General features: G+C 66.2%; 19 protein-coding genes and 1 pseudogene. 14 read left to right on the top strand and 6 right to left on the bottom strand.

The window, feature by feature from the left end; all coding sequences use genetic code 11:
- Nucleotides 1-159: 159 nt before the first annotated feature.
- Genes ABDC78_RS28245 through ABDC78_RS28225 form a run of 5 tightly spaced genes read left to right on the top strand, consistent with a single transcriptional unit; the run spans nt 160 to nt 4806 of the window.
- Entirely contained in the window at nt 160-924 is a 765-nt protein-coding gene (locus tag ABDC78_RS28245; protein ID WP_347133548.1) for an ABC transporter ATP-binding protein, read from the top strand.
- Nucleotides 921-1805: an ABC transporter permease subunit gene (locus tag ABDC78_RS28240; protein WP_178358197.1), complete on the top strand. Its 885-nt coding sequence runs from the start codon at nt 921-923 to the stop codon at nt 1803-1805. Before ABDC78_RS28245 ends, ABDC78_RS28240 begins: the two co-directional genes overlap by 4 nt.
- Before the next feature lie 21 nt (nt 1806-1826).
- Entirely contained in the window at nt 1827-2879 is a 1053-nt protein-coding gene (locus ABDC78_RS28235) for an isopenicillin N synthase family oxygenase (protein ID WP_178358198.1), read from the top strand.
- Between the two features lie 10 nt (nt 2880-2889).
- Nucleotides 2890-3534, top strand: coding sequence for a GntR family transcriptional regulator (locus tag ABDC78_RS28230; protein WP_178358199.1), 645 nt, complete (start codon nt 2890-2892; stop codon nt 3532-3534).
- Nucleotides 3535-3537: 3 nt separating this feature from the next.
- A complete protein-coding gene (locus ABDC78_RS28225) occupies nt 3538-4806 on the top strand; it encodes a cytosine deaminase (protein WP_347133258.1) in 1269 nt (422 codons plus the stop codon).
- Here ABDC78_RS28225 and ABDC78_RS28220 read toward each other — a convergent pair.
- Complete coding sequence (locus tag ABDC78_RS28220) at nt 4790-4963, bottom strand: hypothetical protein (protein WP_178358200.1); 174 nt, start codon at nt 4961-4963, stop codon at nt 4790-4792. The two genes, ABDC78_RS28225 and ABDC78_RS28220, sit on opposite strands and share 17 nt — an antisense overlap.
- A 17-nt stretch (nt 4964-4980) precedes the next feature.
- A complete protein-coding gene (locus tag ABDC78_RS28215; protein ID WP_178358201.1) occupies nt 4981-5256 on the bottom strand; it encodes a hypothetical protein in 276 nt (91 codons plus the stop codon).
- A 631-nt stretch (nt 5257-5887) separates the two neighbouring features.
- On the opposite strand from ABDC78_RS28215, the gene ABDC78_RS28210 reads away from it, so the two are divergent.
- From ABDC78_RS28210 to ABDC78_RS28200, 3 genes and pseudogenes are all read left to right on the top strand, one after another.
- Nucleotides 5888-6589, top strand: coding sequence for an LpqN/LpqT family lipoprotein (locus ABDC78_RS28210; protein ID WP_178358202.1), 702 nt, complete (start codon nt 5888-5890; stop codon nt 6587-6589).
- A 74-nt stretch (nt 6590-6663) separates the two neighbouring features.
- Nucleotides 6664-7926, top strand: a complete 1263-nt coding sequence (locus ABDC78_RS28205; RefSeq protein ID WP_178358270.1) for an aspartate aminotransferase family protein — start codon at nt 6664-6666, stop codon at nt 7924-7926.
- Nucleotides 7927-7965: 39 nt separating this feature from the next.
- Nucleotides 7966-10248: pseudogene (locus tag ABDC78_RS28200) on the top strand (glycoside hydrolase family 3 C-terminal domain-containing protein).
- Nucleotides 10249-10253: 5 nt separating this feature from the next.
- Here ABDC78_RS28200 and ABDC78_RS28195 read toward each other — a convergent pair.
- Both ABDC78_RS28195 and ABDC78_RS28190 read right to left on the bottom strand, forming a co-directional pair.
- Complete coding sequence (locus ABDC78_RS28195) at nt 10254-11507, bottom strand: MFS transporter (protein WP_178358203.1); 1254 nt, start codon at nt 11505-11507, stop codon at nt 10254-10256.
- Complete coding sequence (locus ABDC78_RS28190; RefSeq protein ID WP_178358204.1) at nt 11504-11986, bottom strand: MarR family winged helix-turn-helix transcriptional regulator; 483 nt, start codon at nt 11984-11986, stop codon at nt 11504-11506. Before ABDC78_RS28190 ends, ABDC78_RS28195 begins: the two co-directional genes overlap by 4 nt.
- A gap of 121 nt (nt 11987-12107) precedes the next feature.
- On the opposite strand from ABDC78_RS28190, the gene ABDC78_RS28185 reads away from it, so the two are divergent.
- From ABDC78_RS28185 to ABDC78_RS28170, 4 genes are read left to right on the top strand one after another with little or no spacing between them, the layout of a single operon-like run.
- Nucleotides 12108-13580: a phospholipase D-like domain-containing protein gene (locus ABDC78_RS28185; protein ID WP_178358205.1), complete on the top strand. Its 1473-nt coding sequence runs from the start codon at nt 12108-12110 to the stop codon at nt 13578-13580.
- A 58-nt stretch (nt 13581-13638) separates the two neighbouring features.
- Nucleotides 13639-13773 carry a hypothetical protein gene (locus ABDC78_RS28180; protein WP_256735973.1) on the top strand — a complete coding sequence of 45 codons (135 nt, stop codon included), beginning with the start codon at nt 13639-13641 and terminating at the stop codon, nt 13771-13773.
- Nucleotides 13766-14059, top strand: a complete 294-nt coding sequence (locus tag ABDC78_RS28175; protein ID WP_178358206.1) for a hypothetical protein — start codon at nt 13766-13768, stop codon at nt 14057-14059. The genes ABDC78_RS28180 and ABDC78_RS28175 overlap by 8 nt, the downstream gene beginning before the upstream one ends.
- A 30-nt stretch (nt 14060-14089) precedes the next feature.
- The gene (locus tag ABDC78_RS28170) at nt 14090-14806 is read left to right on the top strand and encodes a CoA pyrophosphatase (protein WP_178358207.1); all 717 of its coding nucleotides are present in this window, start codon (nt 14090-14092) and stop codon (nt 14804-14806) included.
- 6 nt (nt 14807-14812) lie between these two features.
- Here ABDC78_RS28170 and ABDC78_RS28165 read toward each other — a convergent pair whose 3' ends face one another.
- Nucleotides 14813-15544: a DUF899 family protein gene (locus ABDC78_RS28165; protein ID WP_347133257.1), complete on the bottom strand. Its 732-nt coding sequence runs from the start codon at nt 15542-15544 to the stop codon at nt 14813-14815.
- 95 nt (nt 15545-15639) lie between these two features.
- On the opposite strand from ABDC78_RS28165, the gene ABDC78_RS28160 reads away from it, so the two are divergent.
- On the top strand, nt 15640-16254 hold the full coding sequence (locus ABDC78_RS28160) for a DUF4396 domain-containing protein (RefSeq protein WP_347133256.1): 615 nt from the start codon (nt 15640-15642) through the stop codon (nt 16252-16254).
- Nucleotides 16255-16276: 22 nt separating this feature from the next.
- On the opposite strand, the gene ABDC78_RS28155 is transcribed toward ABDC78_RS28160, so the two are convergent.
- The gene (locus ABDC78_RS28155; protein WP_178358209.1) at nt 16277-16549 is read right to left on the bottom strand and encodes a DUF4235 domain-containing protein; all 273 of its coding nucleotides are present in this window, start codon (nt 16547-16549) and stop codon (nt 16277-16279) included.
- Nucleotides 16550-16791: 242 nt separating this feature from the next.
- On the opposite strand from ABDC78_RS28155, the gene ABDC78_RS28150 reads away from it, so the two are divergent.
- Complete coding sequence (locus ABDC78_RS28150; protein ID WP_178358210.1) at nt 16792-17973, top strand: zinc-dependent alcohol dehydrogenase; 1182 nt, start codon at nt 16792-16794, stop codon at nt 17971-17973.
- The last annotated feature ends 7 nt before the right edge of the window (nt 17974-17980 follow it).

Raw genomic sequence — 17980 nt, 5'->3', positions numbered from 1 at the left:
ATACGCGATCAGGCGCAAAGTCATTACCTGTGGTTCACGCACAGAAACATTGCCGTAATACATGTAATCAACTCTTGGGGACACATTCTTTGATGAGTCACTACATGTAATACTGCTGAACGATCTACCCTGGAGTCCACAGTGGAGCCCTCCCAGACCATCCGTGACGCCGGCCTGCGTGGCCGCGGCCGACCACCACAGATCGAGTTCACCGACGTATCAAAGCGTTTCGATACCGGAACCGTCGCCGTGGAGCGCACCGACCTTCGGGTCGCACCCGGCGACTTCGTCGCCGTCGTCGGCCCTTCCGGCTGCGGCAAGTCGACGCTGCTGCGGATGGCAGCGGGTCTGGAGAAGCCGAGTGCGGGTACCGTCCGCCTCGACACCGCGTCGGTCGGCTTCATCTTCCAGGAGCCCACCCTGCTTCCGTGGCGCAGTGTGCGAGCCAACGTCGAACTGTGCGCCGAACTCAGCGGCGCCGACCGGGCTCACACGAAGACTATTGCCGCCGAATCGATTTCGGCTGTCGGACTGGAGCAGTTCGCCGAACAACTGCCGAACGCGCTGTCGGGCGGAATGAAGATGCGGGTGTCGATCGCCCGCGCGCTGACCATGTCCCCTGACGTGCTGCTGCTCGACGAGCCGTTCGGTGCGCTCGACGAGATGACCCGTCTGGACATGCAGGTCGAATTGCAGCGCCTGTACACCGAGCGGCGGTTCACCTCGATGTTCGTTACGCACTCGGTATCGGAGGCCGTCTACCTGGCCAACCGGGTCGTCGTGATGACTCCGCGTCCGGGCCGGATCGCCGGAATCGTCGACATCGACTTCGACTATCCACGCCCGGAGATGCTGCGGTTCGAGCCACGGTTCACCGACTACGTGGCCGAGGTGTCGGCGCTGCTGCACGGGAGGGCGTCATGACCGTGCTCGGAACCGCCCTGCAGGCCCCGGCGAGACTGTTCAGCCGCGCCGTCGACGATGTCACGTCGGCGGAGGCCCGAGAGTCGTTGCGAGCCAAACGCATCGGTAGCGCGATCTTCTATCCGCTGTTGTCCCTGGCCGTCGGTCTGGTGGTGTGGTCGATCGTCAGCTACCTTGTGCTCGAACCGCATCGCCGGTTCATGCTGCCGCCACCGGTCGATGTCCTACGCAACTCGTTGCTGGACTGGACACACCTGCAGCCGATGCTGACGGCGCTCTCGGTCACCGCCCAGGTCACCGTCGTCGGGTTCGTCGTCGCCGTCGTCGTGGGTATCGGCACGGGTGTGGTGATGTGCCAGGCTCGTTGGCTGGAGAAGATCATCTACCCGTATGCGGTTGTCATCCAGGTCATTCCGATCCTCGCGATCGTCCCTCTGATCGGGCTGTGGCTCGGCTACGGGATGGCCGCTCGCACGCTGGTGTGTGTGCTCATCGCGGTGTTCCCCATCATCACCAACACCCACTTCGGAATCCGGTCGGTGGACCGCGGCATGCACGAACTGTTCACCATCTCCGGGGCGTCTCGCTGGGACCGACTGGTGAAACTCGAACTGCGCGCGGCGCTGCCGGCGATCTTGACCGGCGTCCGTACCGCCGCCGGTCTGGTGGTCGTCGGCGCCATCATCGGCGACATGTTCTTCGCGAAGGGCCAGCCGGGAATCGGCACGTTGCTCGACGTCTACCGGGGGCGACTGCAGTCCGACGACCTGATCGCCGCGATCGTGCTCGCGTCGATCTTCGGTGTGGTGGTCTTCGCGATCATGGGTGTGGTGACCCGGCTTGCTGTCGGTCGCTGGCACGAATCCGGCCGCCAACTCTGAACGACGAGAGGAAGAAACTCGATGTCCGGGAATTCATTCGACGTGCCCGTGCTGGACGTGAGCCGCTATGTGGCCGGCGGTGACGCCGCCACCGATCCCGACTGCGCACGGGTGGCCGCCGCGCTGGACCGGGCCTGTCGGGAGGTCGGGTTCGTCCAGATCGTCGGTCACGGGATCGATACCGCTGCGCTCACCGACCTGTCGGACGCACTGGACGAATTCTTCGCACTGCCCCTCGCTGTGAAGAAGCAGTACCGCCGTGATCCCGCTGCCAACCGCGGCTACTCGCCGCCGAAGAGCGAATCGCTGAGCATGAGCCTGGGCATCGGTGCCAACCAACTCCACGACTACTACGAGGCCTTCACAGTCGGCACCGAGCGAGCATCCTTCCCGGGGCTGGATCTCCCGGAAGCCAGCTACACGCCGAACAACTGGCCGGACGCCGCCGCGGGGTTCCGGCCGCGGATCGAGCGCTACTTCGCCGAGGCCCAGCAGTTGGCCCGCACGCTGATGACCGCGGTCACCGACGCTCTCGCCCTGCCACGCCACTACTTCGACCCGATGACTGATCACTGCATCGAGGTGCTGAAGATGAACAACTTCGCGCTGCCGGAAGGGGACACCGAGATCACCGGTGAGTTCCAGGGGATGGGGGCCCACACCGACTTCGGCATCCTGACGATCCTGTGGGCCGACCAGGTTCCGGGCCTGCAGGTGCTCGGCCGCGACGGCAGCTGGCACGACGTGGCGCCCGCGGACGGCGCGTTACTCATCAACCTCGGGGACGCGATGGCGCGCTGGACCAACGATCGATGGATGTCGACGGTGCACCGGGTTGATCCTCCGGTGGTGAACGGCCGGATTCGTCGACGTCGCTCGGCGGCCTTCTTCTTCGACGGGAACCACGACGCGGTGCTGGAGGCGCTGCCGGGGACCCTCGCCGACGGAGAAGTCGGATACGAACCGATTACCGTTGCCGAGAACATCGCGATGAAGGTTGCGGGTCTGCGTGCCGGTGTGGCACCACAGGCCACGTTGCGAGAGGCGGCGCGGGTGGCCGCTGCCGCCGAGTAGGGGAGGCATCATGACCGCGTCCGACGGCGCTCTTCTCACCGAGTCTGTGCACAACTCCCTGCAGGAGCTGATCTTCAACGGAGAACTCGCGCCCGGCAGCCCACTGAGCGTGCCCGCCTTGGCCGCCCGGCTCAACGTCAGCCGCACCCCGGTGCGGGAAGCGGTCCAGCAGCTCATCTACGAGGGGTTGGCGACCCACACCCGCAACGCCGGTGCGCGGGTGACCCACCTCGACGACGACGCGGTGAAGGCGGTCTTCGAGGTCCGCGAAGTGCTCGACGGACTCGCGGCGCACAACGCCACGCTGATAGCCACCCGTGCGACCGTCGAGCAGTTGCGCAAGATGGTGCACGTCCAGCAGGAACTTCTCGACGAGCCCGCCGATCGGCATCGTGACGCCAAGCTGGACCTGCAGTTCCACACACTCATCCGGGACAGCGCCCGGAATCGTCCGCTCAGTGATGCGCTGGCCAGGCTGGACGGTCAGTCACACCTGTACCGGTCCGATATGTGGTCCACCGAGCTCAATCGCCGTCTTGCCGTGGGCGAGCACGAGCGCATCGTGGCGGCGATCGAAGCCGGTGACGCCGAGGGCGCCCGTTCAGCGGCGTGTGCCCACGTTGCCGGGCTCTATGTGCGGACCCGACGGATCTAGTCGGTGACGCACACATCGCCGGGGGCGCGGCCGGTGTCCACGCTGCTCGGAGCGACCTTGGCCGATGGTTCGGTGGTCGATGTCCGGGTCGGGCGCGAGGGCGAGCACGCCGTGGTGACCGCCGTCGATCCAGCCGGATCGATCGGGAGCGCACCCACGGCCGACGACGTCGTCGACCTGAGTGGGTATCTGCTCATCACAGCTCCCGCCGAACCGCATGCGCATCTGGACAAGGCGATGTCGTGGGACACGCTGCAGCCGCCACTGGGCGACCTGCATGACGCGATCGCCGCGTGGAAGCGAGGTTCAGCTCAGTTCGACGAGGAGTCGTTCCGGTGCCGGGCGCGTGCCGCAGCCCTCGCGCTGGTCCGCAACGGTACGACGGCGGTGCGAACCCACGTCGACATCCTCGCCGGGGACGACCCGCTGCGGGGAATCCGGGCCGTCGCGGCGGTACGGCGGGAACTGCGCGAACTCATCGACATCGAGATCGTCGCGCTGATCAAGACCTACTCGTCGGCCGATCTGTTGCACGCCGCACTGGATGCCGGTGCCGACCTGGTGGGTGGGTCCCCGCACAGTGCGCCCGATCCGCACGCCGAACTCACCCGATTGCTGGGTGTCGCGGAGGCGCGAGGTGTGGGCACCGACCTGCACACCGATGAGTTCCTCGACGGCGACCACCACACCGTCGGCGCCTACGCGGACCGGGCGGGGCAGTGGCCACCTGATCGGAATCGAACCGCGAGCCACTGCACCAGGCTCGGCACCATGACACGGTCTGAACTGGACGTCCTGGTGCCGCGGATCGCCGGCGCCGGGATGGGCGTGGTCGCCAACCCGATCACCAATCTGTACCTGCAGGGCCGCGACCAACCGGCCGCCACGCCGCGCGGCATCACGGCGATCGAACCGCTGCGCGCCGCCGGGGTGCGTGTTGCGGCGGGTGCCGACAACGTTCGCGACCCGTTCAACCCACTGGGGCGCAGCGACGCCCTGGAGACCGCGATGCTCGCGGTGATCGCCGGTCACCTGCATCCTGATGTCGCGCTGGCGATGGTGACCGAGGAGGCTCGCGCCGTGCTCGGATTACCCGCAGCGGGCCCGTGGGTGGGCGGCTGCGCGGAACTGCTCGCGGTGCGCGGAACCAGCGTGGTCGACGTCATCGCCAATGCCCCGGCCGATCGTGTCGTCATCCACCGCGGAGCGGTGGTGTCCCGCAGCGAAACGCAGACCTGGACCGCGGACCCTCGGCTCAGCGGGACTCGTTGACCACTGTCTGATGGCTGGCGATCCGGAAGTTCTTGCCCGCCCCGGGTTCTGCCGGTTCGACTCCCGTCGCACGTCCACACACCGGACACGCTGCCGCCTCAGCGGCCGGCGGATCGGCGGTGAGTTCGGTGCCACTGCCCTCACACTCGTGTTGCATTGCCGAGTCTCCCGGGGTCAGTCTTCGGCCTTGTCCTTGTCCTTGTCCTTGTCGTCATCGTCGGAGTCGTCTTTCGAGTCGTCCTCCGAGTCGTCCTTCTGGTTGTCGTCCTTGTCGGAGGTGCGCGCCGCCGCGCTACCCACCTCGACCACGGCCCAGTGACTGGGCGAAACGAGTACGGTCCAGTCGCCCTCTGTGCGCCCCATCTTCAGAACGCCGTCGTCGACTTCCCATGCGGTGTCGTCGTCGTACTCGGCCTCTTGTCCATCCGTATACGTCAGTTTGAATGCCATGACGCAGAGTGCCCCGATGGCCCGAGACGAAACCGATGATTGCCGAACCGCATTCGGGGTAGGAGACAGACACACAGTCCGGAGTGGCTGTGCGCAACTGCTATCGGAGGGCTCACGACCATGACCACAGGACCGAACGAAGGCCAGGAACCGACCGTCGACGACGAGGTGCTGGCTCCCGCCACGCCTGGCGCGCAGGCACTGCCGACGGACGACGACAGCGACGAGAAGGAGTCGTAGGCGGCGTTCTCACGTCGAGTTATCCCCAATCGGACCGCCGCTGCCGGCGGTCGCCGAAGCGGTGGCCGCCGAGACGCTGGGTGAGGACCATGTCAGGACGATCCTCACCGTGTTCGACAAGCTCCGTCGGTACCTCGGACAGAAGTCACGGTCTCCGGTCGGGCTGGGCTGGACCGACGGCACCACTCCACCGCGAATCAATCGGGCCCATTCACCCCGACGAACTGCTGCGGCGGCGACCCCTGACACGTGTCGAGAAGTAACCGGTCTCGGATACCGGCACCGGTCGCCTGTCCGCCATCGGGGCGCTCAATCCTGCGCGACAAAAAGTTCATGCACTACCGTCAGCCCTAGTCGAGATCAGGCACCGCACACGCAGAGGGACGAGCTCATGGGAACGCAGACAACAAAGGTGGTGCTCGGGACCGCGGCGATCGTGCTGACTCTGGGGCTGGCCGGGTGTGGTACGGACAGCGCCACGGAGGCAACGACTTCGGAGCAGACCACGACCTCGTCCTCCGCTGAGACGAGCAGCGCCCCAACGAGTACACCTGGGCAGGCGGAGCAACCGGCAACCACCGTCGGCGACTACCTGGACGAAAATGGCATCACCCAGATCATGGTGAGTCGCGGCGACGCCACCGCACCCCAGCTCGATCTGCCGACGCCACCGGGCTGGATGGATGTTGGTCCGAATACACCCAAAGACGCTTACGGAGCGATCGTGCTCGAAAGCGCCGCCGGGGGGCCCAACCCCCCTGTGATCGTCGCAAGCATGGCGCGCCTCAGCGGTGGCGAGGTCGATCCAGCCAGGATCCTGGAACTTGCGCCCAATGCTGTCCGGAATCAGCCGGGCTATGACGGACCCGAGACGGGCAGCCCTGGAACTCTTTCCGGTTTTGACGCGGCCCAGATCGCCGGAACCCTCTACAAAGACGGCCAGTCGGTGTTCGTGGCGCGCAAGACAGTGGTGATACCGGGCACGGACGCGACGTACCTGCTTGCCATCGACGCACAGGGGACCGCCGATCAACAACAGGCATTGCTGGAGGCGATGTCGGTCATAGACGCCGAAACGACGATCCAGCCCTGACTCAGCCGAGGCCTGTCGCGGAAAGGGATTCAGTGACGAACACAGAGCAGTTCTGGCATGCCGCCGAGCGACACATGGTGCGATACGGCGGATCGTTCGTGCCGCGCATCATCACCCGGGCGAAGGGGAGCTACGTCTACGACCAGGACGGAGCCGCGATCCTCGACTTCACCTCCGGGCAGATGAGTTCCGTTCTCGGACACTCGCATCTCGATATCGTGACCACGGTCAGCACGGCGATCTCCACACTCGACCACCTGTACAGCGGAATGCTCAGCGTGCCCGTGGTCGAACTCGCCAAGGCGCTCTGCGCGACTCTGCCCGCGCCGCTGACCAGGATGCTGCTGTTGAGCACCGGTGCGGAGTCCAACGAGGCCGCCATCAAGATGGCGAAGCTCTACACCGGGAAATACGAGATCGTCTCCTTTGATCGGTCCTGGCACGGGATGACATCGGGTGCGGCCTCCGCGACGTTCAGCGCCGGGCGGCGTGGCTACGGCCCCCCGATGCCCGGCAACCTCACGCTGCCGACACCGAATGCCTACCGGTCGCCGTTCCGTCACACCGACGGCAGCTACGACTGGAAGTCCGAACTCGACTACGGTTTTGCGGCCGTCGACGCGCAGTCTTCGGGGAGTCTGGCGGCGTGCCTGGTCGAACCGATTCTGTCCTCCGGCGGGATCATCGAGCCTCCGCCGGGTTACCTGAGTCGTCTGAAGGAACTGTGCGCAGAACGCGACATGCTGTTGATCGTCGACGAGGCCCAGACGGGCGTGGGGCGCACCGGGCAGATGTACGGGTTCGAGCGGGAGGGGATCGTCCCGGACCTGCTCACCCTGTCGAAGACACTCGGCGCGGGACTGCCGGTAGCTGTGGTGCTCACCAGCGATGAGATCGAAAGCGTCTGTCATGAACGAGGTTTCCTCTTCTTCACCACACACGTCTCGGACCCGCTGGCCGCCGCCGTCGCGCTGACCGTCCTCACCGTCGTCGAACGGGACGGTCTGGTTGCCCGCGCAGAGACCCTCGGCCGAACGCTGGCGGAAAGATTGGGCAAGATGCGGGATCGCTACGAACAGGTCGGCGACGTCCGTGGGCGCGGCCTGCTGCAGGGCATCGAGCTGGTCTCGGACAAAGCCAGCAAGGCGCCGGCCGAAACTCTGGGAGCCGAAGTCACCGTCGCGTGCCTGGAACGCGGCTTGCACATGAACATCGTGCAATTGCCCGGCATGGGCGGCATCTTCCGTATCGCGCCACCGTTGACGGTCACCGACGCCGAACTGGATTCCGGCCTGGGCATCCTCGACGACGCACTGGCCGCCGTTCTGGAACGGTGATTGAGCAGGTCTTCGGCGCACGGCCACGCGATATGCACAATGGATCAGGTGACCACCTCGGCTGCTGACGACCCGACACCTGCCGGCCTCTCGCTCGTGGAGAAGGCCTCGCTCACCAGCGGCGCCAACTTCTGGTGGACGAAACCGCTTGAGCGAATCGGAATTCCGTCGATGATGCTGACCGATGGCCCACACGGCCTGCGCAAGCAGCGCGAAGGTGGCGACCACCTCGGCATCGGTGACAGCGTGCCCGCGACCTGTTTTCCGCCTGCAGTGGGCCTCGGCTCCTCGTGGGATGCCGAACTCGTGACCCGGGTGGGCCGGGCCCTCGGTGTCGAGGCGTCGATCGAGGGCGTCGCGGTGCTGCTCGGCCCGGGTATCAACATCAAACGATCGCCGCTGTGCGGCCGCAACTTCGAGTACTTCTCCGAAGACCCGGTGATTGCAGGCCGGTTGGGTGCCGCGCTGATCGACGGTATCCAGTCCCAGGGCGTCGGCGCCTCCCTCAAGCACTTCGCGGCCAACAACCAGGAGACCGATCGGCTGCGGGTCAGCGCCGACGTCGATCCCCGGCCGTTGCGCGAGATCTACCTGCGCGGCTTCGAATACGCCGTCTAGAACGCCCAGCCGTGGACCGTCATGTGCTCCTACAACCGCATCAACGGGGTATACGCGTCCGAGGACCACTGGCTTCTCACCCAGGTTCTCCGCGACCAGTGGGGCTTCGACGGCGTCGTCGTATCGGACTGGGGCGCGGTCAACGACCGTGTCGCCGCGATCGAAGCCGGACTGGACCTCGAGATGCCGTCGTCGAACGGTGTCACCGACGCCCAGATCGTCGAGGCGGTGGAGAACGGATCACTCGACGAGGGCATCGTCGACACCGCGGCGCACCGGATCCTGAGCCTCCTGCGCCGAGCGCTGGACGGGACAGGGTCGGCTGCGGGACCCCTCGACGCCGACGCCCACCACGCCCTCGCCCGGGAGGCCGCCGGCCGGTCGATCGTGCTTCTGAAGAACGACGGCCACGTACTTCCGCTACTGAAGGACACCGACGTCGCCGTCATCGGTGCCTTCGCCGCCGAACCGCGCTATCAGGGGGCTGGTTCGTCGCGGATCAACCCCACACGACTGGACAACGCGCTCGACGGGATCCGGTCCCTGGCTGCCGGAAACATCACGTATGCAGCGGGTTTCAGCACTGCCCCGGATACCGGTGAAGAAGAGTCGGTGCGCCTTCGTCACGAAGCCGTGGAAGCGGCATCGCGAGCCGGCACCGCCGTGGTCTTCCTCGGCCTGCCCTCCGGTCTGGAGTCGGAGGGATACGACCGCGACGACATCGACCTGCCTGCGGGGCAGTTGGCCCTGCTCGATGCCGTGCTCGACGTGAACCCGAACACGATCGTCGTGCTGTCCAACGGTGGAGTCGTCGCACTGCCGTTCGCCGACAGGGCGCCGGCGATCCTCGAAGGCTGGTTGTTGGGGCAAGCGGGCGGCGGTGCGATCGCCGATGTGCTGTTCGGAGACGTCAACCCGTCGGGAAAGCTGACGGAAACCATCCCACTGCGGTTGTCCGACACCCCGGCCCATCTCGATTTTCCGGGCGAGTTCTCCCGCGTCCGCTACGGGGAGGGCTTGTTCGTCGGCTACCGCTGGTATGACGCCCGCGATCTCGACGTCGCCTTCCCCTTCGGCCACGGCCTGTCGTACACGACGTTCGAATACGGTTCTGCCACAGCGGTTGAGAACCGGAGCGGCGATCTGGAGGTGCGAGTTGCAGTGACCAACACCGGGGACAGGTCGGGCCGCGAGATCGTCCAGGTGTACACAGCCCGCACTGGAAGTCGAGTCCAGCGCCCACCACGCGAACTCAAGGCCTTCACCACGGTGGCGCTCGATCCTGGTGAGACCCGCGCCGTCGAGCTGACGGTGCGCCGGAAAGATCTGGCGTACTGGGATGTTCGTGTCGATTCCTGGATCGTCGAAGGCGGTACTTACACCGTCGACGTCGCCGCATCGAGCCGGGACATCCGGTCGTCGGTCGACGTCGAGGTCACCGGCGACGACGTCGCCGTTCCGCTGACACGCCAGTCGTCGATCGGCGACGTACTGGCCCACCCGGTCGGCGGTCCGATGCTGCAGGCCGCGATGGCCTCGATGATGGCCGACGCGTCAGGCGCAGCAGGTGCGATGGCCGAGGACACCGACCTCGCGCGGATGGTCGAATCGTTCCCGATCGGCAGGGTCGCTATGTTCGCTGCGGCCAGCGGCGTGGATCAGACCGCGATCGACGCACTGCTCGCCGCGGCCAACAACCCCTGAGCCTGCTACACGTGCGCAGGTAGCGGGCCGGTGAGGTTCGACGGCCGGCACCACAGTGTCACCGCCAGGGTCAGCACCGCCGCTACCGCGAACGCCGCCTGGACGCTGACCAGGTCGGCGGTGCCGCCCAGCAGGGCTGCCGCGAGCGGGCGCGAGCCGAGGAACCCGACGAGCCACAGCGCCATGATCCGGCCCCGCAACTCTTCGGGCGCACGTTCCTGGACGACGGTGCTCAGACCGGTCATGGCCCAGCCGAAGCCCAGTCCCGCCAACCCGAACCCGGCCATCGCGACGGCGGGTCCGGCCGCGACGGAGAGCACTCCGCAGCCGGCGGCGAGTCCGGCGAGCCCGATGCTCGACACCCGTGCCGACACCATCCGGCCCCGCATCAGCGCGAGTGCCACCATGCCGACCGCCGCGCCGATGCCGAACACCGCTGACAGTGTGCCGACGAGTGTGGCTCCGCCGCCGAGTTCGTCGGCGATCGATGGGGTCAACGTGATCGACGGGTCGGACGCGAACCCGACGGTCGTCACCGCGAGCAGCGCCAGCAGCAGTGGGCGGTCGGCCCAGACGTACTTCAGCGCCGCACGCACCCGGTAGTCCGCGCCGGACCGGCGCTTCGGAGGTGCCGGGAAACGCACGACGAGAAGAAAGATCGTGAACACCAGGTGCAGAGCGGTACTGACGGCGAAGCCGGTCGCCGGGCCGAAATGTGCGGCCAGGTAGGCGCCGGTGGCCGGGCCGACGATGCGCCCGATGGTCATCGGAATGCTGTTGAGTGCCATCGCCGTGGACAGTTCACCGTCACGGATCAGGTTGGGCACGATCGACTGCATCGCCGGTCCGCCCACGACGAAGCCGAAGCCGACGAGGGCGGTCCCGAGGAGGATCGGCACGGCAGCCGACGTTCCCTGCATTCCGGGCTCGAGAAACAGCCACGTCGCCACGAATCCGGACCCGGCGACGCACAACACCCTGCCGAGCAGGATCTGCCGCGCCGGGTTTCCCGTGTCGGCCCACTTGCCGCTGACGGGACTCAGGATCAGCTGCGGTGCGAACTGGACGACACCCACCAGCCCGACCATCAGTGCCGAACGCGTCGCGTCGTACATCACGATCGCCGCGACGATGCCGTGCGTCCACACCGCGACGACGGAGAACATCTTGCCCCAGAAGAGCGCACCGAATACCGGGTCGAACATCAACCCGAGCGCACTGCGAGCGCGCAGCGGAACGGCTGTGGCCTCGGCGGTCACGCGTCCGCCCCATGTTCGAAGCGTTCGGTCAGACGGTCGAGCAGAGCCACCAGGGTGTCGACATCGGTGTCGGGCCAGTCGGCGATCGTCTCGGCGACCAGGTCGCGTCGCCTCTCCGTGACGGTCGCCAGCACCTTGCGGCCGACGTCGGTCAACACCAGCGCGCAGCGACGCTGATCGTCAGGGGCGGAGGTTTTGGTCAGCAATCCCGCTGCGACGACGGCGGCGACGGTGCGACTGGCGGTCGAGTGCTCGATGGCCATGAACTCGGCGACGTCGCGGATGGAGGCCCCGCCTCTGGTGCGTTGGCACTCCTCGACCGCACGCAGCACCCGCAGCGTCGACACGTTCGTCACCGAATCGGCGCCGTCGAGCAGGCGACGACGCCAAGCCGGCCGCTGGCGCGCGAGGTGAATGCGTGTCAGAAGCTCGTCGAGGTGGTCGTAGCGGGACGGCGGCACTTTATATGCATAGCACATACATGTTTGTTGGAGCCTGGCCGGGCCGAGTCAGAATTCTGTCATCACCCGTCTGTGCGCCGGTGTGATAAACACTCCGCTATGTCCGCGCTGAGCTCTGACGTTCACTGAGCGACCTGACATGGACAGCGATGGCCTGCTGATTCCCGGCGAGACGTGCTGGCGTGTGGAGCGTGCCGACCAACTCGCGTGCATCGTCGACGGTGCCGACTACTTCTACCACGTGAAAGCTGCGCTGCTGCGCGCTCAGCGCAGGGTGCTCCTGATCGGGTGGGACTTCGACACCAGGACCAGTTTCGAACGCGGCGGCAAGACACTTCCCGGCCCGAATCAGCTGGGCACCTTCCTGCGCTGGCTGGTGCGCGTGCGGCCCAACCTGGATGTGTATCTCCTGAGGTCGAATCTGCGCCTGCTGCCGGCCTTCGAAGGGCTCTGGGGCGACTTCACCCCGGTGGCTCTGTTGAACTGGCTGACCCGCGAGCGGTTGCAGTTCGCCATCGACGGTGCGCATCCGACCGGTGCCGTCCATCACCAGAAGATCGTGGTCATCGACGATGTGATGGCGTTCTGTGGCGGCATCGACCTCACCCATGACCGCTGGGACACCCGGGAACACCTGGAGAACAACGAATTCCGGGTGGAGGCCGGTAAGCCCTACGGACCCCGGCATGAGGTCGCCGTCGCGGTGAGCGGTGCTGCCGCCCGCGCGTTCGGTGATCAGGCCCGCGAACGGTGGCGGATGGCGACCGGCGAGTACGTGGCACAGGTGGTCGTCGACCACGAGGTCTGGCCGTCGGATCTCCAGCCGATCATGCACAACGTCGACGTCGGGATCATGCGCACCCTGCCGGAATTGGAGAAGCGCAGCGAGGTCCGCGAGGTGGAGGCGCTCAACCTCGCCGCGATAGCGGCCGCCCGCCACACCATCTATCTCGAGAATCAATACCTGGCGTCCCGCACGCTCGCCGAAGCGCTTGCCAAACGGCTGCAGGAACCCGACGGTCCGGAGATCGTGGTCGTGATGCCACGCAATTCGGAGAGCCGTCTCGAAGAGCAGTCCATGGACAGCGCGAGGTACCGTCTCCTGCAATTACTCTGGGCCGTCGACACTCACCAGCGCTTCAGCGTGTACTGGCCGGTGACCGAGGGCGGCACGGCGATCTACGTCCACTCTAAGATCCTCGTCATCGACGATCGTCTGCTGCGCGTCGGTTCGTCGAACCTCAACAACCGCTCGCAGGGATTCGACAGCGAGTGTGATGTGGCCGTGGAAGCAGATCCGGACACCGCCGAATACGACCATGTCCGCGCGACGATCACCTCGGTGCGCGACCATCTGGTCAGCGAGCACCTCGGAGCCTCGGCCGAGGACTTCGAGTGCGCGATGCAGAAACACGGTTCGTTCCTGCAGGCCGTGGAATCGCTTCGCGGAGAAGGACGGACACTGCAGCGGTTCACCGAGGAGACCATCGCCGGTGAGGCCAGCCTGCTGGCCGAGAACGACCTGATGGACCCTGACCGCGTGCCGCGGTCGGTGAGCGACAGCGTTCAGCGCTGGCTCGAAGGGCTGACCAAGAAGCCGCCGAGCATCTGAGTCGGCAGCGTGGGCATCGGATTCTCCGGGTACACCCCCCGAGACGAAGGAGCCAGCTATGGGAAAAGACACCGAACCAGCCACCGAAGCGGCCGACGAACCGAAGGGTGGTCGGCCCGGACCGGCCGACCAAGGCGGCAGCGGCGGCATGGCGACACGGGAGAACGCGGACACCGGAGGCGCGGATGAGTGAGCAGTCCGACGATGCCCGCATCGAGAACGTCGCTCCGGGTGACATCATCTCGCTCGAACTCCCCGAAAGAAATTCCGGTGATGCGCGCGAGTACAAGGTCGTCCACAAGGACGGCGTTCACCAGGATTCGGGCAACTCCGAGGCCGACCCGATGTTCATCGTCACGCTCGAAGGGGACGACGGAGAAACCTTCGACCTCGAGTTGCCCGGCGACAGCGTCGTACACCGGACGCTGGAATCGAAATGGGAATCCGAGCAGAGCCCCACGCCACACGACGGCGGGTGACCGCCCGGGGCGCTGCTCTATGGTCGAGCGGTGACCATCACCTACGACGACGCACTTCGCGACCGGATTCGGGCGAATCTCACAGGTCACGACCGACGGGTGGTGAGCGATCCGACGAAGCGGCACGCGGCCGTCGCCGTTGTGCTCGTCGACTCCGAAGCCGGTGAGGACCGGGTCGACCCGGCGCCGGTGGACGACTGGATCGCCGGACGGCCGATGCCCGACGATCTCGACGGCCGGATGGTCGACGTATCAGGCGGTGCTGCTTTCCTCCTGTGCCGCAGGGCTTCCCGGCTCACGTCCCACGCCGCACAGTGGGCCTTGCCCGGCGGCCGCCTGGATCCCGGCGAAACCGTGGTCGAGGCCGCACTGCGGGAACTCGACGAGGAACTCGGTGTCAGACTTTCCGAGACCACCGTGCTGGGTCTGCTCGACGACTACCCGACGCGGTCCGGCTACGTCATCACCCCCGTCGTGGTGTGGGGAGGTGGCCGCCTCGACCCGGAACCGGCACCTGATGAAGTGGTGGCGGTCTACCGGGTTGGGATGCACCAGTTGCTGCGCGAAGACTCGCCGCGGTTCATCAGCATCCCCGAAAGTCCCCGCCCCGTAGTGCAGGTACCGCTGGGCAATGACCTCATCCACGCGCCGACGGGTGCGGTCCTGCTTCAGCTGCGTTGGCTGGGCCTGGAAGGCAGACATGACTCGGTCGATGGTCTCGAGCAGCCCGTGTTCGCCTGGCGGTAACACACCTCACCCGGTGAGATCGTCGCAGCGCCCGGCCTCGAGTCGGGCCCACTGCGCCGTCGGTCTGCCGTTGAGTCGAAACTCGTCACCGTCCGGGGTGTAACGCTGCGGCCAACCCGCAGGCGAGTCCTCCCAGGTCTCCTGCCGCCCGTACGCGGTGAGGTCCAGCAAGTGGTAGCTCGTCGCACCGGCCTCGGTCCCACGGCCGGTGTTCCAGTACGTCTCGAACACCCGATCGCCGTCCCGCAGATAGCACACGTAGGCGCCGAATTGCCTTCCCGCAAGCAGCTTTTCAGCTGATTCACCGGCGGCGTACCACGGCATCCGCCAGCCCATGAAGTCTCGGTATCGGGCGCTCTCAGCGTAGGGCCCCTGGCAGATGGTCGCGTAGGTGAGATCGCGACTGTGCAGGTAGGACAGTTCCAGCGCGTGCCCGGTGAAGAACGTGCAGCCTTCACACTGCTGCGCGGCGGGTTTACCGTCATGCCACATGTGCAGGTAGACCAGAAGTTGGGTGCGTCCCTCGAACACATCGACGAGCGACACGTCCCCGTCGGCACCGACCAGCGGCATCTGCGCGTCGACCTCGGTCATCGGGAGGCGACGCCTGGCCGCCGCGATCGCATCACCTTCTCGGGTGTGCGCTTTCTCCCTGGTCAGCAGCCGGTCCAGTTCAGCTTGCCATTCGGTCCGGTCGACGACGGTCGGCAGTCGACTGGCAGTGTCCGGGATGTTCACAGTTCGCGCCTCCTGGTGGCAGTGCCGCGTTACGCGGTGGTGAGCAGGTAGACAAGTTCCCGGTGCGGAACTCATCGGTCGGAGACAATGGCCGGGTGGACAGCGGATCACACGAGGGCCATTCACCCGGTGACCATGCCGACGGTGGCCACGGCAACGTCGACGCCATGGCGGTCAGCGCAACGCTGCACTGCCTGACCGGGTGCGCGATCGGCGAGATCCTCGGTCTGATGATCGGGACGGCGCTCGGGTTCTCCACCATCGCGACCATCGCGCTCGCCGTAGGTCTGGCGTTCTTCTTCGGCTACACGCTGTCGACGCTGCCCCTACTGAAGGCGGGGATGGCGCTGGGGAGCGCGCTGACTGTGGTGTTGGCCGCCGACACGCTGTCCATCGCCACGATGGAGATCGTGGACAACGCGGTCATGGCCCTCATCCCCGGAGCGATGGACGCCGGCCTGGTCAATCCGGTGTTCTGGCTGGCGATGATGCTTGCGCTGACCGTCGCCTTCTTCGCGGCGTACCCGGTGAACCGGTATCTGCTGCGACGGGGCAAAGGACATGCGCTGACCCACCAGTATCACGGAGCGGCCGCCCCGGTCACCGGTCCGCGACGGTTCATCCCGTCCCTGAGCACGGGTGCGCTGATCGCCGTGATCGTCGCGTTCATGCTCGGCGGACTCGTGGTGTCCATCGCCGCCGGACTCTGATCCCAGGTGTGGCGGGCGCCTATCAGGCGGGCGACTCTTGGGTGATCGCCTGGTAACTGCGTGCGCTCGCGCGATTGACGGCGGCCCGTGCCAAGCCGAAGATCAGACTCTGCAAGGCAGCCGCGAACAGCACCTTGGCCGTCGACTGACTGAGATCGTCGGGCTCGGGCGGGGGTTGATCCCCGTCGCCCACGCGCTTCCAGATCTGACTGAACAACTTGCTGGCGAGAAGACCACCGGCAACGCTGACCGCCATCGACAGCGGGGTATAGAACATTTTGGGGGACGAGCTCATCTTTCCTGCTTCCTGACGGGTACGGCTAGGCATACCCCGAAGCGGCGATGTGTAACTGCGCATCCGGCGCCGGTCGTCACTTCAGGCAGTTCGCCGCTTCCACGAGCTCGGCCCGCATGTTGCGCTCCATCATGCGCAGTGCCGCCTCGCCGTGCGGACTGGTGTTTACCCGCCACGGCGGCGGGTAAGAAAGCACGCACTGCGGCGCTGATCTCCGGCGCGGCATTGCGGAAGGAGCACCGATGAAAGCAGTTACGTGGCACGGCAGGCGCGATGTGCGGGTGGAAACGGTGCCGGACCCGAAGATCGAAAAGCCCACTGACGCAATCATCGAGGTCACGTCGACGAACATCTGCGGATCGGACCTGCACCTCTACGAAGTGCTGGGTCCCTTCATGAACGAAGGCGACATCCTCGGCCACGAGCCGATGGGCATCGTGCGCGAGGTGGGCAGCGAGGTCGGCGACCTCTCCGTTGGCGACCGGGTGGTGATCCCGTTCCAAATCTCCTGTGGCAGTTGTTACATGTGCGATCACAAGCTGTACACGCAGTGTGAGACCACCCAGGTGCGGGACCAGGGTATGGGGGCTGCGCTGTTCGGATTCTCCGAGCTGTACGGGTCGGTGCCCGGTGGTCAGGCAGAGTTGCTGCGAGTCCCGCAGGCGCAGTTCACCCACATCAAAGTCCCTGAGGGGCCCTCGGATTCGCGGTTCGTCTACCTGTCCGACGTGCTGCCCACCGCGTGGCAGTCAGTGGTCTATGCCGACATCCCGCAGGGCGGCACCGTGACTGTTCTCGGGCTGGGTCCGATCGGGGACATGGCGGCGCGCATCGCGGCTCACCAGGGTTTCGACGTGATCGCCGTCGACAATGTGCCGGAGCGACTCGCCCGCGCGAGTGCTCGCGGGATCCGGACGGTGAACTTCGACGAGGTCGCCTCCACCGTGGGTGATGCGATTCGTGACATGACCGGCGGCCGGGGCACCGATTCGGTGATCGACGCCGTCGGAATGGAGGCGCACGGATCACCTGTCGCCCGGGTCGCGCAGCGGGTCACCGGTCTACTTCCCGACGCGGTGGGCAAGAAGATGATGCAGACGGCCGGCCTCGATTGCCTGGACGCGCTGTACTCGGCGATCGACATCGTCCGCAGGGGCGGCACCATCTCCCTGATCGGTGTGTACGGCGGAACGGCAGATCCGATGCCGATGTTGACGCTGTTCGACAAGCAGGTGACCCTGCGGATGGGACAGGCCAACGTGAAACGCTGGGTCGACGACATCATGCCGCTGTTGACCGACGAGGATCCGTTGGGCGTGGACACGTTCGCCACCCACACGCTGTCACTCGACGAAGCGCCGCACGCCTATGAAATCTTTCAGAAGAAACGGGACGGCGCGGTGAAGGTGATCCTCAAGCCCTGAGGGGCCG

Origin of the sequence: Mycobacterium sp. DL (assembly GCF_039729195.1) — a bacterium.
GTDB classification, from domain to species: domain Bacteria; phylum Actinomycetota; class Actinomycetes; order Mycobacteriales; family Mycobacteriaceae; genus Mycobacterium; species Mycobacterium hippocampi_A.
This window is presented reverse-complemented; position numbering and strand designations above follow the sequence as displayed.

Coding starts and splice junctions, on each gene's coding strand:
- ABDC78_RS28180 (WP_256735973.1), top strand. CDS start 13,639: ATGGGAAAAGACACCGAACCAGCCACCGAAGCGGCCGACGAACCGAAG.
- ABDC78_RS28185 (WP_178358205.1), top strand. CDS start 12,108: ATGGACAGCGATGGCCTGCTGATTCCCGGCGAGACGTGCTGGCGTGTG.
- ABDC78_RS28155 (WP_178358209.1), bottom strand. CDS start 16,549: ATGAGCTCGTCCCCCAAAATGTTCTATACCCCGCTGTCGATGGCGGTC.
- ABDC78_RS28220 (WP_178358200.1), bottom strand. CDS start 4,963: ATGCAACACGAGTGTGAGGGCAGTGGCACCGAACTCACCGCCGATCCG.
- ABDC78_RS28190 (WP_178358204.1), bottom strand. CDS start 11,986: ATGTGCTATGCATATAAAGTGCCGCCGTCCCGCTACGACCACCTCGAC.
- ABDC78_RS28205 (WP_178358270.1), top strand. CDS start 6,664: ATGGTGCGATACGGCGGATCGTTCGTGCCGCGCATCATCACCCGGGCG.
- ABDC78_RS28175 (WP_178358206.1), top strand. CDS start 13,766: ATGAGTGAGCAGTCCGACGATGCCCGCATCGAGAACGTCGCTCCGGGT.
- ABDC78_RS28215 (WP_178358201.1), bottom strand. CDS start 5,256: ATGGCATTCAAACTGACGTATACGGATGGACAAGAGGCCGAGTACGAC.
- ABDC78_RS28150 (WP_178358210.1), top strand. CDS start 16,792: ATGAAAGCAGTTACGTGGCACGGCAGGCGCGATGTGCGGGTGGAAACG.
- ABDC78_RS28230 (WP_178358199.1), top strand. CDS start 2,890: ATGACCGCGTCCGACGGCGCTCTTCTCACCGAGTCTGTGCACAACTCC.
- ABDC78_RS28235 (WP_178358198.1), top strand. CDS start 1,827: ATGTCCGGGAATTCATTCGACGTGCCCGTGCTGGACGTGAGCCGCTAT.
- ABDC78_RS28240 (WP_178358197.1), top strand. CDS start 921: ATGACCGTGCTCGGAACCGCCCTGCAGGCCCCGGCGAGACTGTTCAGC.
- ABDC78_RS28210 (WP_178358202.1), top strand. CDS start 5,888: ATGGGAACGCAGACAACAAAGGTGGTGCTCGGGACCGCGGCGATCGTG.